The following is a 14547-nucleotide window of genomic DNA, read 5'->3' as shown; positions in this document are numbered from 1 at the left end:
GCTGGATGCGGCTGCGATGGGCGAAACGCGCGTTACCCTCAGGCCTTCGGCACCATGTGCACGATGCTGTAGCCGTTCTGCTTCAAGGCCTTGAGGAAGGCGGGAATCATCGCTGCTGTATAGGGCTTGGTGTCGTGAAACAGCACGATGCCGCCGCCGGCCGCATCGAGCCGCTTCATCACCAGATCCAGCTCGGCCTCCGGCGTCATCACGTTCCAGTCGCTGGCCCACAGGTCCGCGCCGAACACGGCGATGCCCTTTCGCTCGAGATATTCGAGGAGCTGCGGCGTCGAGGCGAACCCAGGGAAACGGAAGAAGGGCACGCGGGGCGCTGCCCCGGCCGCGCCATAAGCCGCCGCGTCGTCGGCCGCCATGCCGCGTTCGATCTCCTTCACCGCCGCGTCGAAGGGGATCTTCGCCAGGGTCGCGGCGGGATGGGTCATGGTGTGGTGGGCAACGGTGTGGCCCTCCGCCAGCTCCCGCTTCACCAGCTGCGGCCGGGCGCGGGCATTCTCGCCGATGAGGAAGAAGGTGGCGCGCACGCATTCCGCCTTCAGCGCATCCAGCACGGCGGCTGTGGTGGTGGGCCATGGCCCGTCGTCGAAGGTGAGCACCACCTCTTTCGGCGCCAGCGGCAGCGTATCCGGGAAGGACTTCTTGCCGACGCGCAGGCCCTTGGGGTCGACCTCCATCACCCGCGCCGTTCCGAGCGCCTCCGGCCCGCAGGCGAGGGCAGGGCCGGGCGCGCAGAGGAGGAGCGCGGCCACGGCCAGAAGAAGGCGCCTTGGGTGGGGCGGCTGCTTCATTCCCGCCTCCCGCGTCAGCCTTGGGGGAACGGCCAGGCCGGGCTCTGGCCCACCTGCCCGCGATGGCGGAGGAGGTGATCGGCGAGCACGCACCACACCATGGCCTCGCCCACCGGCACGGCGCGGATGCCGACACACGGGTCGTGTCGGCCCTTGGTGAAGATCTCGGTCTCGTGGCCGGCGCGGTCCACGGTCTGGCGCGGCGTGAGGATGGAGGAGGTGGGCTTCACCGCGAAGCGCGCGACGATGGGCGCGCCGGTGGAGATGCCGCCAAGGATGCCGCCCGCGTGGTTGGCGAGGAAGTGCGGCCGCCCCTCGTTGCCGAGGCGCATCTCGTCCGCATTCTGCTCGCCGGTGAGGCGGGCGGCGTTGAAGCCCTCGCCGATTTCTACGCCTTTGGCGGCATTGATCCCCATGAGGGCGGCGGCAAGGTCTCCGTCCAGCTTGGCATAGAGCGGCGCTCCGAGGCCGGGGGGAACACCCTCCGCCACCAGTTCCACCACCGCGCCCACCGAAGAGCCGGCTTTGCGGATGCCGTCGAGGTATTCCTCGAACAGCGGCACGGTGCCGGGGTCCGGGCAGAAGAACGGGTTGTTGCCCACCTCGTCCCAGTCCCAGCGGGACCGGTCGATCTCGATCTTGCCGATGCGCACCACGGCGCCGCGCACGGTGACACCGGGCAGCACCTTGGCGGCGATGGCGCCGGCCGCCACCCGCGTCGCCGTCTCCCGCGCAGAGGACCGTCCGCCGCCGCGATGGTCGCGGATGCCGTATTTGATGTCGTAGGTGAAATCCGCATGGCCGGGGCGGTAGGCGCCGGCGATGTCGGCATAGTCCTTGGACCTTTGGTCCACGTTCTCGATCAGCAGCGCGATGGGCGTGCCGGTGGTCACGAGCCCGCCCTCGGGGTGGGGCAGGGTGCCGGACAGCACCTTCACCTCGTCCGGCTCGCGGCGCTGGGTGGTGAAGCGCGACTGGCCGGGGCGCCGCCGGTCGAGGGCCGCCTGCACCTCCTCGATGGTGAAGCGTACGTTGGGCGGGCAGCCATCCACCACGCAGCCGATGGCGCCCCCGTGGCTTTCGCCGAAGGTGGTCACGCGGAACATGTGGCCGAAGGTGTTGAACGACATGGCGCCTTTAGTCCTCGTACTGCTCCGGGCTCAATAAACGAGGACGGCCGGCAAGGGAACGAGGAAGGGTCGGCGCCGCCCACCGCGCATTTGTGGCTCCGGCGTCACACAGGAAGGGCATCCTGTGCTATGACGTGCGCCGACGGAGCACCACACCCCCGCCATGCCTCTACTCGAAATCCTGATCGTCCTCGTCCTCGTTCTCATCAACGCCGTTCTCGCAGCAGCGGAATTGTCGATCGTCTCGTCTCGCCCCGCGCGGCTGAAGACGCTGGCCGATCGCGGGAACAAGGGGGCCAAGGCGGCCATGCGGCTGGCGGAAGACCCCGGCCGCTTCCTCTCCACCGTCCAGATCGGAATCACCCTCATCGGCATCCTGGCCGGCGCCTTCTCCGGCGCCAGCCTCGGCGATCTCCTGGGCGAGACACTGCGGGAGGCCGGACTGCCCACCAGTGTCGCGCACCCGCTGGGCTATACGGCGGTGGTGGTGGCCATCACCTATGTGTCGCTGGTGATCGGCGAGCTCATCCCCAAGCGGCTCGCGCTTCAGAATGCGGAGCCGCTGGCCTGCATTCTCGCGCCCCTCATGATCGGGCTCTCCAAGGTCTCAGCGCCCATGGTGTGGCTGCTCGATGCCTCGACCCGCGCGGTGCTGACCCTGCTCGGCCGGGGCGGCAGCCGCTCCAGCTCGGTCACCGACGAGGAAATCCGCGCCATCATCACCGAGGCCGAGACGGCGGGCGTCATCGACCCCGCCGAGCGGCGCATGATCTCCGGCGTGATGCGCCTCGCCGACCGCCCGGTGACGGCCATCATGACCCCCCGGCCGGACGTGGAGTGGGTGGATATCTCCAAGGATGCGGAGGAGGTGCGCCACGTTCTCCTCACCACGCCCCACTCGCGCCTGCCGGCCTGCGACGGTTCGCCCGAGGAAACCATCGGCGTCATTCAGGCCAAGCGCGTGCTGGACGCCTATCTGAAGGGCGAGCGGCCTGACCCGCGGCAATATGTGCAGACGGTGCCCTTCATCGTGGAAAACGTGGGCGCCCTGGAGGCCATGCGCGTGCTGCGCGGCGCCGAGGTGCCCATGGCCATCGTGGTGGACGAGTACGGCGACATGGCCGGCGTGGTGACGGGCTACGACCTGCTCCTCGCCATCACCGGATCGGTGGAAGCCAGCCATGAGCCGGGCGATGCGCATGTGGAGCGCAACGTGGTCGAGCGCCACGACGGCAGCTATCTGGTGGCCGGCGACACGCCGGTGGACGAACTGCGCGACCTGCTGGACGTCGCCCTCCCGATCGACGAGGGCTTCCACACGGTCGCCGGCTTCGCCCTCTCCCACCTCAAGGAGCTCCCCGAGGAGGGCGAGGTCTTCACGGCGCTGGGATGGCGGTTCGAGATCGTCGACATGGACGGCCGCCGCATCGACAAGCTTCTCGTGTCGCGGCCCCACGTGCTGCACCGGCAGGAAGTGGCGGGGCAGGGCTGAGGCCCCGCCCGCGCCGGACCTTCGGCCTCTCGATTAATCCCGCCGGGCGAGGGAGCGCAGGAAGCCCTCGTATTCCTCGGTCAGCTCCATATCCACGCCGAACGCGTTCTTCAGCAGGATGTTGGCGATGAAGGGCTGATCGTTGCGCTTCTCTTCGAGCGTTTCGCGCAGGACCGGCACCGTATCCTCGATGTGCTTGAGGAAGGCGATGCCCTTCTCCAGCGTCTCGGTCCATTTGGCGCGGTGCCACAGGGCCAGCGGGTACATGATCTCGTGGACGAAGTTGGACTTGCGGGCCTTCTCGAAGAAGCGCAGGCCCGCGCTCCAGTTCTCCTTGGCGCGCAGCGGCGGGGGCGGGATGTCGCCCAGCAGCATCTTCTTGCCGGCCTGTCCCACGAAATCCTCGAGCGTGATGGGCGTCTCGATGTTGGTGCGGAAGTGCCAGAGGGCGAAGTTGCCCGGATACTCCTTCCCCCAGGCGTCGATGAAGGCGGCCTCCACCTTGTCGACCGCCGCCTTGTCGCCTTTCAGCGCGGCCGTCATGCAGAAGGCGAACATGGCGTCGTTGGCGACATTGTGCACGCCGCCGTTGGCAAGGTCGGCCGGGCTGAGGGTGGGGGTCTTGCCATCAGCCGGAACCGTCGCATCGCCGGCGCGCAGGGCGGTGATGAATTTGGTGATTTCCAGCCAGCCCATGTAGTGGGCGATGAAGGCGTCCGGATCCACATGGACGATGGCGAGGTTGAGCGGCATCTTCCGCTTCTGCAGTTCGGCCATGTCGGTCATGAAAAGTCCCCCCGGGGCTCGGGTGAAAAGGCGTCAACAAACGACCCTGCCCGTCGCGTTCGCGACACGGGTGCCGGGCCTACCGGTTTGACGCAGCAAGAAAAATGCCAAGGGGAAATGTGTGGACGGACAGCGCGGAAGCTCAGTCCGCGACCTCGAAGCCGCCGCGGGAGACCACGTAGACCGCCCCCTGCCGCACGGGCAGATTGGAGGCTTCGGCTTCCGGCATCCCGGCCTTCACGTGCAGCAGCGCGCGGATGACGCCGCCGTGGGTGACGATGACGGCGTCATCCTCGATCTCGGCGCAGGCCGCGCCGACGCGCTCGCACAGGGTGCGATAGCTTTCGCCGCCGGGGGGCGCGAAGTTCCAGGGATCGAGATCGCGCCGGCGCACGGCGTCATGGTCGCGGCGGCGCAGCTCGGGCCAGGTCTGGCCCTCCCATATGCCGAAGGAGATTTCAGCGAAGCGGATGTCGGTCTTGAAATCGCTGACAGGCAGATCGAGGCCGGTGCGCAGGATGCGCATGGTCTCCACGGCCCGCGACAGGGGGCTGGAGACATAGGCCAAGGCGCGCGTATCTCCCGCCAGCTGGGCGAGCACGCGCCCCACCTGGCCCGCCTGGATGCGGCCGAGCGTGTTCAGCGGCACGTCGCGGCGCCCCTGGAGCCGGCCCACCACATTCCAGTCGGTCTCGCCATGGCGGACGAGGAAAAAGCGTCGCGTCGTCATCTCTCTCCGGCCCGCCCTGTCGGGCGCGGCGTCGCTCACCGCGGCGGAATCGTGATTACGTGGTCGTACCACTCGCCGCGCGGCGGGTAGGTCACGCGCAGCTTGATGGTCGAGCCCGGCGCCGCCTTGCCCTTGTAGCTCACGATGAGCCCCTTGGCCGGCTGGCCGATGCACTTGGTGGTGCGCCCGCCATCGATTCCCGTGGCGACGAAGCGGCCATACTGGATGCCGACCTTGCCGCCGGGCGGGGCGGAGAGGACCTGGATGGTCGGAATCTGCGTCTGCTGGCAGTTGTAGTCCGAGGTGCCGGCGGCGAAGAGCGCGCTGCGGCTGCCGCCGCCCCCGATCATGAAGCTGACGCCGCTCTCGTAGGGCGTCACATAGTCCGGGAAGATCGCGCCGCCCGGGCCGAACACGCGGTCGCGGAACGGATACTGCTCGAAGGTCGGCGGGCTCTGCGCCAGCGCCGCACCGGCAGACACGACCAGTCCCGCGGAGACGGCAACGGCGAGGGCGAAACGGGAGGCCCGGGAATCAAGCGCCGTCATGGTTTGTCTCCTTTGTGGGTGCGCGCCGTGTTCAATCGCGGACGAGGGCGAGGTCCGGCGCGTCGGGATGCTTCATGCCCACAATATGATACCCGGCATCCACATGATGCACCTCGCCGGTCACACCCCGCGACAAATCGGAGAGGAGATAGACGCCCGCGTCGCCAACCTCATCGGTGGTGACGGTGCGGCGCAGCGGCGAGTTCAGCTCGTTCCACTTCAGGATGTAGCGGAAGTCGCCGATGCCCGAGGCGGCCAGCGTCTTGATGGGGCCGGCGGAGATGGCGTTCACGCGGATCGCCTTGGGGCCGAGGTCAGCGGCCAGATACCGCACGCTGGCCTCCAGCGCCGCCTTGGCCACGCCCATGACGTTGTAGTGGGGCATCCACTTTTCCGCGCCGTAATAGGTGAGCGTGATGAGGGAGCCGCCATTGGTCATCAGCTTCTCCGCCCGCTGCGCGACGGCGGTGAAGGAGTAGCAGGAGATGAGCATGGTCTTGGTGAAATTGTCCGCCGTGGTTTCCACATAGCGGCCGTCCAGCTCGTCCTTGTTCGAGAAGGCGATGCAATGGATGACGAAATCGAGGGTGCCGAACAGGCGTTCGGTCTCGGCAAAGACGGCGTCCAGCGTCTCGGGCTCGGTGACGTCGCAGTGGCCGACCAGATGACCGCCCAGTTCCGCCGCCAGCGGCTCCACCCGCTTCCTCAGCGCCTCGCCCTGATAGGTGAGGGCGAGCTCGGCGCCATGGGCCCGCGCGGACTTGGCGATTCCGTAGGCGATGGATCGGTTGTTGGCGACACCGAGAATCAGCCCGCGCTTGCCCTTCAGAAGACCGCTCGCGAAACCGTCCGTCGCCATAGACCCCACTCCACATGCTCAAGCTATTGAAACCCATGATGCCGGCCAGTGGACGCACCATGGGCGCGCTTCCTATGGCATGGGGCCATCCACCGTTCAAGCGAAGCTGGCGCGTCGCCCCCCTTGCATCGCCCGAGAGCGGATGCTAGATGCGGCGCCTCTGGATCGGAGTGTAGCGCAGTCTGGTAGCGCACCACGTTCGGGACGTGGGGGTCGCAGGTTCAAATCCTGCCACTCCGACCAGATGAAAATCCGGCCAGGCCGGAGACCCTGTCCCCCATCATCTCGATGATTGTTCGCCGCCCCCGGGCGCGCCGAAGCACGCGTCACACCCCGCGGATTCTTTCTGCTGCGGGAGGTTGCGTAGGGCATCTTTTACCGTCTCATGGTAGACGGGTGCCATGTTGTCCCGCCTTCTCCGCCGCACTCCCGCGCTCGTTCCGGACCGAATCGTGAGTCTCGGCGCGCTTTGCGAAGTGGCCTATCAGGTGCGCCGCCTCTCTCGGTCCGAGCGGGCCTATCCGTTCGATTGGTGGGTGACGCCGCTCGGCAGCGTGATGAAGGTGCTCGACGCCGGCGCGCCGGCGGTGTTCGAGGCCGCGCAGCTCATGAAGGTGCCGGATTACGGTGGCCACCCCGCGCTGTATTCCCACCTCTCGGGCACCATCCACCTCCACGAATTCCCCGCAGGAGAGGATTTTCTCGCCCTCGAAGAGGCGGAGATGGCGCGGCGCCTGATCCCGAAATACCAGGCCCTTCAGGCGCGGTTCCTGGGGGATTGCGCGCAGGGAATCACTTTGTTCGTCCGGCAGTGCCTCCCGGAGCACGATCCCAGGGAAGAGGCGCTGGAGGTGGCGATCGATAGCCTCCATGCGAAGCTGTGCACCATGGCCGCCGATCCCCGGCTGCTGCTGCTCGACTATGCGCCGGTGCGCCCCCGCCCGTGGCTGCTGACCGCAACCGTTCCTCGCCTGAAGGACTGCACCGATGTCGGCTCTCCCCGCGGGTGGGATCGCACATTTCGGTCCATGCGCATTTCCTGTCGGGGAGGCGATGCGTTCCGATTCGACGATCTGAAGGAGACGTTGGTGCCGCCTGGAGAGCCCGCTCCCTGATTCGCTTGCCCGTCACGCGCTCCCGCGCAATCGCCAGGCGGCGACGGCAAAGAGGGTGCAGGAGAGGGCAGCGAACACGGCCAGGCCATGGGGGTGGATCTGCATGGCGAATCCCGCCCCCAGAGGGCCGACGAGCGCGCCGAGGCCCCAGAACAGGCCGGAGACCGCGTAGATGCCCACGAGGTCGCCGCCCTTGAACCGGCTGCCCACCAGCGTGATCATGATGGTGTAGATGCCGACGAAGGCGCCGCCCCAGACGAACAGCAGGGCACAGGTCGCCACCACGTTGCCGAGCGCCAGCGGCCAGATCGCCGCTCCGACCGCCGAGATGACCGCGAGCAGGATCACCAGCCTGCGGCGGTCCATGATGTCGCCGAGCCAGCCGATGGGCAGTTGCAGCAGGATGGCGCCGATCATCATCACCGACATCAGCCGTGTCGCATGCTCCTCCGCCCAGCCGAGTCCCACCGCATAAAGCGCAAGGAAGGAGAGGCCGGCAGTCTCGATGGTGGCATTCAGCATGGTCGCCGACAGGGCCAGCGGCGCGAGTCGCACGAAGCGCAGCGGATTGCTGATGGTCGGCTCGTCGAAATGCGGCGCGATCACCCTGGGCGATGCCACGAACAGCGCCGCGACCAGCGCCACGCCGGCACCCAGCAGATAGGGCATCGCCCCCTCGGTGCCGACCAGGGAGAGAATCATCGGACCAAGGGCAAGTCCGACCGACATGGCGGCGGTGTAGGCCGCCATGGAGCGGGCGCGGGTGTTCTCGGTCGAGAGCGCGTTGATCCAGGTCTCGGAGGTGACGAACAGCGCCTCCGCCGCCATGCCGAGAAACAGGCGGAGCACGAACCAGAGCCAGATGGCCGGCATGACCGGGAAGGCGGCGAGCGCCAGCGCCGAGACAGCGATGGCGAGGAGAATCAGCCGGCGGGGGCCGAGCAGGGCCACCATCCGCGGCAGGATGACCGCCGTCGCCAGCACCCCGACGGCGTGCATGGCGGCATTGGCACCGATCACGGTTTCACTGAGGCCGCGGGCGGCCAGATCGAACGCGATGAGCGGGGCGGTCAGGGAATAGGTGAGGCCGAAGACCATGGCCGTCGCGATCACCGCGCCGCGCGCGAGCACGGTGGATGTGTCGGGAAGGGCTGGGGGGATCGGCTCGCTGCTTTCGTGGGTCACGGATGGGCTGGCCCCGCAGCCTCGGCGCGTTGGCGCACCGGAGGGGTGGCGCCGGCGCGCCCCGCCGCGAAGCGGCGCAGGAAATCCCTCAGTCGGTCCGCGAAGGGCGGCGGCGCCGGCTCGACGATCCGCTTCATCGTGAGGGCGTAGTCGAGCACGAGCCCGGGCGTCCAGCTCATGGCCTCCGCCCGCGAGCGGATGTAGGCGGCCGCCCAGACGTCCGGATTGAACATGAGGGAGGCCACCCGCAGCCAGGGCATCCGCGTCGCGAGGCACCCTTCCAGCGCCGAATCGAGCGCGGCGGCCACCGCGACCGAACAATTGCGGTCGGTGAGGTTGTAGGTGTCCACCTGACGGTAGCCGGCCCAGAAGGCCATGAGCCGCCGCGTGTCGAATCGGGTGAACTCCACCTTCTGGTCGGCCTCGCACCAGTTGGCGCATTCGTAGGCGTAGGACGGCTGGAAGCGGCCTTTCACGTCGTTCTCCGCCGTGGCGCGCAGGATGCGGGCGAATTCATCCGGCGGATGCTCGATCTCCTCCGCCGGATAATGGCTGATGTAGAGGTCGGGCTTCAGCTCGAGCGAGGCGTGACCGGTGGAAATCGCACCGTTGCGATCCACCGCCGCGATGTAGCGGTCGAACACCGGGTGGTGGTCCTTCACGTCGGCGGAGCCGGTGGGGGTCCACACGCGCACGGTCATGGGGCCTTCCCAGGGGGGGAGGGGGCCTGTGTCGTCCACGATCACCGGCGCATTCTCGTACCAGTCGCGCCCGCCATAGATGGGCAGGCTCAGGATGGCCACTTCGGCGAGGTGGGCTCTGAGCATCAGGCTCGCCCGCAGCATGATCCAGCCGGACATCAGCGTGAGCATGGCCACCGCGAGCGGCACCTTGAGCTCATGCGCGAGGGGCCAGTGGCTGCCGATGAACAGCGCCAGAAAGAGTTCAACCACCCCCACCGCCGCGGTCGAACGCCACATGCGGAACCGGACCACCGCCGCAGTGGCGATGCGGGCTGCCCCGTCCACGAGAAAGGCAGTGCCGAACAGAAGGGACAACGCCATTCCGTTATGGGAGGGGTAATCGAGGATGAAGGTGCCCAGGAACACAAGCGCGGCCGCGCGGCCGAGCGCCAGCAGCCGGCTGCGCGTGCCCGAGAAGGCGAAGGCCGTCAGGAGCCCCAGCAGGCCCTCGAACACGAAGACGCCCCCGAACACCTGAGTCGCCACCGACATGGTGCCGTCCATGGCGTCGATCAGGATCAGGGAGGCGATAAGGAACAGCGCGGCCGCGACCAAGGTGAGCACCCACCAGCGGTCGCGCAATGCACGGGCTCCCACAAGCAGGAAGGCAAGCTTAACCATGGCGGGGCGGGGATCACTCAGCGGAAACCGCCGCAGGATGACGGTAAAGGGATCAAGAACGCAAGTCGTCCGCGCCGGTCGGGGGAAGGCTTTCGGAACTTCGCGGTGGGTCTCGTGTTCCGCTTAAGGACGCAAAACCATCGAGAGGTATTTCAATGACGAACGCCGACATGGATCGACTGAAGTCCGATGCGTCGGGCAACACGGGCCTCAGCGCCGTCCTCGCAGAGGCGGTGGAGGGCTTCTCCTCCACCGACGATGCAGTGCGCTTCCTCGCCTCTCGCGGGTTCGAGGTGACGGCATCCGACCTCGCCGCCGCCGCCAGCGACGCTGAGACGCCGGCGGAAGCGGAGGAATCGGAAGACGCGGAAGAGGACGGCTACGTCGCGCTGATGCGCTTCGTCCGGCAGTCCTGAGGCGTCACAGGATGGTGCCGTGGAGGAACAGCCAGGCCACGGAGAAATAGATCACGATGCCGGTCACATCGACCAGCGTCGCGATGAAGGGCGCCGAGGCGGAGGCGGGGTCAAAGCCGAGGCGCTTCAGCAGGAACGGCATCAGCGATCCCGCCAGCGAGCCGAAGGTGACGATGCCGATCAGCGCGGCGCCGATGGTGACGGCCAGGAGCTTCCAGTACTCGCCATAGTCGAACAGCCCGGCCTGCTGCCAGACGACGATGCGGATGATGCCGATCACACCCAGGATGGTGCCGAGCGTGATACCTGTCGGCAGTTCGCGCAGGGCGACCCGCCACCAGTCGCGCAGCCGCACCTGATGAAGGGCAAGGGCACGGATGATGAGGGAGGTGGCCTGCGAGCCCGAATTGCCGCCCGAGCTCATCACCAGCGGGATGAAGAGGGCCAGCACGATGGCCTTCTCCAGTTCATCGGAGAAGAACTGCATCGCGCTCGCCGTGAACATCTCGGAGATGAACAGGATGCACAGCCAGCCCGCGCGCTTCTTGATCATCTCCTTGAAGGAGATTTCGAGATAGGGCTCGTCGATGGCCTCCATGCCGCCCATGCGCTGGACGTCCTCGGTCTGCTCCTCGATCATGGCGTCGATCACGTCGTCGACGGTCACGATGCCGAGGACATGGCCGGTCGTGTCCACCACGGGCACGGCGAGGAAGTCGTACTTGGAGATGGTGCGCGCCACCTCCTCCTGCGGCAGGTTCGGCGGCACGGTGATCGGGGTATAGGGGTTCGCAACCGACAGGATCGAATCGCCGGGATTGCCCGAGATCAGCCGACGCAGCGACACCGTGTTCACCAGCCGCCGGGTGCCGGGGGAGAGCACATAAATGGCGTAGACGGTCTCGCGGCTGCGCTCCACCTCACGGATATGGTCGAGGGTCTGCTGCACGGTCCAGTTGGACGGCACCGAGACGAACTCTGTGGTCATCAGCGCGCCGGCCGTGCCCTCGGGATAGGTCAGCAGGTGGTCGATGGCCACCTGCGCCTCGGGGCTGAGCGCGTCCCGAAGGCGCCCCTTGGCCGGCTCCTCGATCCAGCGCAGCACATCGGCGGCGCGGTCGGCGGACATCCCTTCGAGAATGCCGACTGCCTTCTCCTGGGGCAGCGCCTCGATGACCTCGCAGGCATCGTGAAACTGCGGCTGGTCCAGCACCTCCACCGCCCATTTTAGCGGCATATGCGAAACCACGCCGGTCGCTTCCTCGGCGCTCTTGCCATTGAGGAATTCGACGATGTCAGCGACGTGCTCGTGCCCGAGCCGCGATGCGATAGCCGCGTCGGTCATATGGGTGTGTCCCGGTTCGAGGGGATGTGCAAGCTGGATCGGCCCTGTCAGAAGCAAGGTGCCGGTCGAGCCGACCCATATCGGATAATCGCCATTTGATACAAGGGGATGAAACGCGGCCGGGACAACCGGCCACGTTGCCCTTTCGGCACGCCTTTACGTCACCTGCTGCGTCACCTGCCTCGCCGGAGCGAAGGCCACCTCAGGTGGGGGCGAAGGTGCCGTCGTCGCCGAGAAGCTCCAGGCGGCCCGTCGCCACGCCGAAATAGGCGCCGTGCAACTTGAGGTCGCCTTCCGCAACACGCTCGGCGACCCAGGGGAAGCCGGCGAGGTTGGCGAGGGAGAGCTTGACGCAGCATTGCTCGCAGAAGCGTTGGCGCTCATCCGGCGGAAGCCTGGCGTCTTCGGCCATGAGCCGCGCCGGCTCGGCGATCTTCATCCAGTCGGCGACGAAATCCTCTGCGCCGGGAGGGGCGCCGTCGAGCAGGGCGTGGATGCCGCCACACTGGGCGTGGCCGAGCACCACCACCTGCTTCACCTTCAGCACCCGCACCGCGAACTCGATGGCCGCCGAAGTACCGTGATAATTGGCGTCGGGCATGAACGGCGGGACGAGGTTGGCGACGTTGCGCACCACGAACATCTCGCCCGGGCCGGCGTCGAAAATCATCTGCGGATCGACGCGGCTGTCCGAGCAGGCGATGACAAGCGTTTCCGGCTTCTGGCCGCGCGCCGCCAGCCGCTCGAACAGCTGCTTGCGCTCGGGCCATGCCGTTTCGCGAAACCGTTGGTAGCCGGAGATCAGTTCGTCCACGCGATCGCTCCCTTCAGTTACGCGGCCACGGAAGTCTGAGCTTCGCGGACAAGTCAAGAGCATGCCGTGCGGAACCGGAGTTCGCCTTGCCACGTTCTCATCGCGACGCCTTGAAAACGTGTGGAGCCAAGGACATGCGCGGAATTCTACTTTGGATCATGGGTGTTCCGATCTCGGTTATCGTCCTCCTGTACCTCTTCAACTTCCTCTGAGGCTGGAGCTGGGCGTGGCGATTGTTGCGCCCGGCGTTTCCAGCATGCCGCGCCGGGTCGGGAAGGGCGTGCGCTACGGCGGCCCGCTGATTAATCGTTGCGCAAATGGCTTCGGAAGAGTGTCTTGTCGTGGCGGGGCGCGGTGGCGCGTACTGAAGTACCGAATTACCCTTTCGAACCCTTGCATGCATCGTGCGCCGTTGTTGGTGTAAATTTAGCCATTTGCAATTCGCTCTTCTGCCTAATAGATGGGCATTCACTCCAGCCACGCTCTCGTGGGCCGAGGCCGGACTGGAGCGAGGTATTGCGGGGCGCCTGCCTGTCTGGCGCCGCCTGCCTTGGCACGCGCCTTGCTCACTCTCCACTGGTCGGCCCGCTCGGGCCGTCGGAATAGGGGAGAGAGCGCATGCTCGGTTTGCTGGGACGGACGACCAGGAGGGGATTCGGAGCGCTTGCCGCTGCCGCCGTCGTCGCGGGCACGATGGGTGTGGGCGCGGCACGGGCCGAGGACACCATCAAGGTCGGCATCCTGCATTCACTGTCGGGCACCATGGCCATCAGCGAGACCACGCTGAAGGACGTGATGCTCATGCTCATCGAAGAGCAGAACAAGAAGGGCGGCCTCCTCGGCAAGAAGCTCGAGGCCGTGGTGGTGGACCCGGCTTCCAACTGGCCGCTGTTCGCCGAGAAGGCCCGCGAGCTGATCACCAAGGACAAGGTCGCGGCCGTGTTTGGCTGCTGGACCTCGGTGTCGCGCAAGTCCGTGCTCCCGGTGTTCAAGGAGCTGAACAACATCCTCTTCTACCCCGTGCAGTACGAGGGTGAGGAGAGCGAGCGCAACGTGTTCTACACCGGCGCCGCGCCGAACCAGCAGGCCATCCCGGCGGTGGACTACCTCGCCAACGAGGAGAAGGTGGAGCGCTGGGTGCTCGCGGGCACGGACTATGTCTACCCCCGCACCACCAACAAGATCCTCGAAGCCTATCTGAAGTCCCGCGGCGTGAAGGCCGAGGACATCATGATCAACTACACGCCGTTCGGACATTCCGACTGGCAGACCATCGTCTCCGACATCAAGAAGTTCGGCTCCGCGGGCAAGAAGACCGCCGTGGTGTCCACCATCAATGGTGACGCCAACGTGCCCTTCTACAAGGAACTGGCCAACCAGGGCATCAAGGCGACCGACATTCCGGTCGTGGCCTTCTCGGTGGGCGAGGAAGAGCTCGCCGGCATCGACACCAAGCCGCTCCTCGGCCACCTCGCGGCCTGGAACTACTTCATGTCCATCGACACGCCCGAGAACAAGGCGTTCATCGAGAAGTGGCACGCCTTCACCAAGAACCCGAAGCGCGTCACCAACGACCCGATGGAAGCCCACTATATCGGCTTCAACATGTGGGTGAAGGCGGTGGAGAAGGCCGGCACGACCGATCCGGACAAGGTGATCGCGGCGCTGCCCGGCATCAAGCAGGCCAACCTCACGGGCGGCACCTCCGAGATGCTGCCGAACCACCACATCACCAAGCCGGTCTTCATTGGCGAGATCAAGGACAACGGCCAGTTCGACGTGGTGTGGAAGACCAAGGACCTGATCCCCGGCGAAGCCTGGTCCAAGTATCTGGACGGCTCGAAGAACCTCGTCGCCGACTGGGTCAAGTACAATTGCGGCAACTACGACACCACCACGAACAAGTGCCTGGGCGCCGCAGCGAAGTAAGCGGCTGCCATTGCGCGGGGATCATCGA

The 14547-nt window shown here is 66.7% G+C and carries 14 protein-coding genes and 1 tRNA gene; 5 read left to right on the top strand and 10 right to left on the bottom strand.

What is annotated here, in order from left to right; translation table 11 throughout:
• Positions 1-38: 38 nt before the first annotated feature.
• Entirely contained in the window at positions 39-806 is a 768-nt protein-coding gene (locus ACE3QW_RS12885) for a polysaccharide deacetylase family protein (RefSeq protein ID WP_374251769.1), read from the bottom strand.
• A 14-nt stretch (positions 807-820) separates the two neighbouring features.
• Positions 821-1936 carry a chorismate synthase gene (gene aroC / locus ACE3QW_RS12880; protein WP_374251768.1) on the bottom strand — a complete coding sequence of 372 codons (1116 nt, stop codon included), beginning with the start codon at positions 1934-1936 and terminating at the stop codon, positions 821-823.
• A 163-nt stretch (positions 1937-2099) separates the two neighbouring features.
• Between aroC and ACE3QW_RS12875 the strand changes: the two genes are divergently transcribed.
• Positions 2100-3428 carry a hemolysin family protein gene (locus tag ACE3QW_RS12875; protein WP_029558596.1) on the top strand — a complete coding sequence of 443 codons (1329 nt, stop codon included), beginning with the start codon at positions 2100-2102 and terminating at the stop codon, positions 3426-3428.
• Between the two features lie 33 nt (positions 3429-3461).
• On the opposite strand, the gene ACE3QW_RS12870 is transcribed toward ACE3QW_RS12875, so the two are convergent.
• From ACE3QW_RS12870 to fabI, 4 genes are all read right to left on the bottom strand, one after another.
• Positions 3462-4214 (bottom strand): hypothetical protein, encoded by a 753-nt coding sequence (locus ACE3QW_RS12870; RefSeq protein WP_374251767.1) that lies wholly within the window; start codon positions 4212-4214, stop codon positions 3462-3464.
• A gap of 142 nt (positions 4215-4356) precedes the next feature.
• Positions 4357-4944, bottom strand: coding sequence for a histidine phosphatase family protein (locus tag ACE3QW_RS12865; protein WP_024278952.1), 588 nt, complete (start codon positions 4942-4944; stop codon positions 4357-4359).
• 35 nt (positions 4945-4979) lie between these two features.
• Entirely contained in the window at positions 4980-5492 is a 513-nt protein-coding gene (locus tag ACE3QW_RS12860) for a hypothetical protein (RefSeq protein WP_374251766.1), read from the bottom strand.
• 31 nt (positions 5493-5523) lie between these two features.
• Positions 5524-6351, bottom strand: coding sequence for an enoyl-ACP reductase FabI (fabI, locus tag ACE3QW_RS12855; RefSeq protein WP_024278954.1), 828 nt, complete (start codon positions 6349-6351; stop codon positions 5524-5526).
• A 166-nt stretch (positions 6352-6517) separates the two neighbouring features.
• Here fabI and ACE3QW_RS12850 point away from each other — a divergent pair.
• A tRNA-Pro gene (locus ACE3QW_RS12850) sits at positions 6518-6594 on the top strand.
• A 209-nt stretch (positions 6595-6803) separates the two neighbouring features.
• Positions 6804-7466, top strand: coding sequence for a DUF1796 family putative cysteine peptidase (locus ACE3QW_RS12845; protein ID WP_197023032.1), 663 nt, complete (start codon positions 6804-6806; stop codon positions 7464-7466).
• Positions 7467-7478: 12 nt separating this feature from the next.
• Here ACE3QW_RS12845 and ACE3QW_RS12840 read toward each other — a convergent pair whose 3' ends face one another.
• Both ACE3QW_RS12840 and ACE3QW_RS12835 read right to left on the bottom strand, forming a co-directional pair.
• Positions 7479-8651: an MFS transporter gene (locus tag ACE3QW_RS12840; RefSeq protein ID WP_374251765.1), complete on the bottom strand. Its 1173-nt coding sequence runs from the start codon at positions 8649-8651 to the stop codon at positions 7479-7481.
• Positions 8648-10015, bottom strand: a complete 1368-nt coding sequence (locus ACE3QW_RS12835) for an HdeD family acid-resistance protein (protein ID WP_374251764.1) — start codon at positions 10013-10015, stop codon at positions 8648-8650. Before ACE3QW_RS12835 ends, ACE3QW_RS12840 begins: the two co-directional genes overlap by 4 nt.
• Before the next feature lie 155 nt (positions 10016-10170).
• On the opposite strand from ACE3QW_RS12835, the gene ACE3QW_RS12830 reads away from it, so the two are divergent.
• On the top strand, positions 10171-10431 hold the full coding sequence (locus ACE3QW_RS12830; protein ID WP_024278958.1) for a hypothetical protein: 261 nt from the start codon (positions 10171-10173) through the stop codon (positions 10429-10431).
• 4 nt (positions 10432-10435) lie between these two features.
• Here ACE3QW_RS12830 and mgtE read toward each other — a convergent pair whose 3' ends face one another.
• Both mgtE and ACE3QW_RS12820 read right to left on the bottom strand, forming a co-directional pair.
• Positions 10436-11776 carry a magnesium transporter gene (gene mgtE, locus ACE3QW_RS12825; RefSeq protein WP_374251763.1) on the bottom strand — a complete coding sequence of 447 codons (1341 nt, stop codon included), beginning with the start codon at positions 11774-11776 and terminating at the stop codon, positions 10436-10438.
• A 202-nt stretch (positions 11777-11978) separates the two neighbouring features.
• Positions 11979-12590 (bottom strand): carbonic anhydrase, encoded by a 612-nt coding sequence (locus ACE3QW_RS12820; RefSeq protein ID WP_374251762.1) that lies wholly within the window; start codon positions 12588-12590, stop codon positions 11979-11981.
• 693 nt (positions 12591-13283) lie between these two features.
• Here ACE3QW_RS12820 and urtA point away from each other — a divergent pair.
• On the top strand, positions 13284-14519 hold the full coding sequence (gene urtA / locus ACE3QW_RS12815) for an urea ABC transporter substrate-binding protein (RefSeq protein WP_374251838.1): 1236 nt from the start codon (positions 13284-13286) through the stop codon (positions 14517-14519).
• Positions 14520-14547: the final 28 nt, after the last annotated feature.

Origin of the sequence: Xanthobacter sp. (genome assembly GCF_041911315.1) — a bacterium.
GTDB classification, from domain to species: domain Bacteria; phylum Pseudomonadota; class Alphaproteobacteria; order Rhizobiales; family Xanthobacteraceae; genus Xanthobacter; species Xanthobacter aminoxidans.
This window is presented reverse-complemented; position numbering and strand designations above follow the sequence as displayed.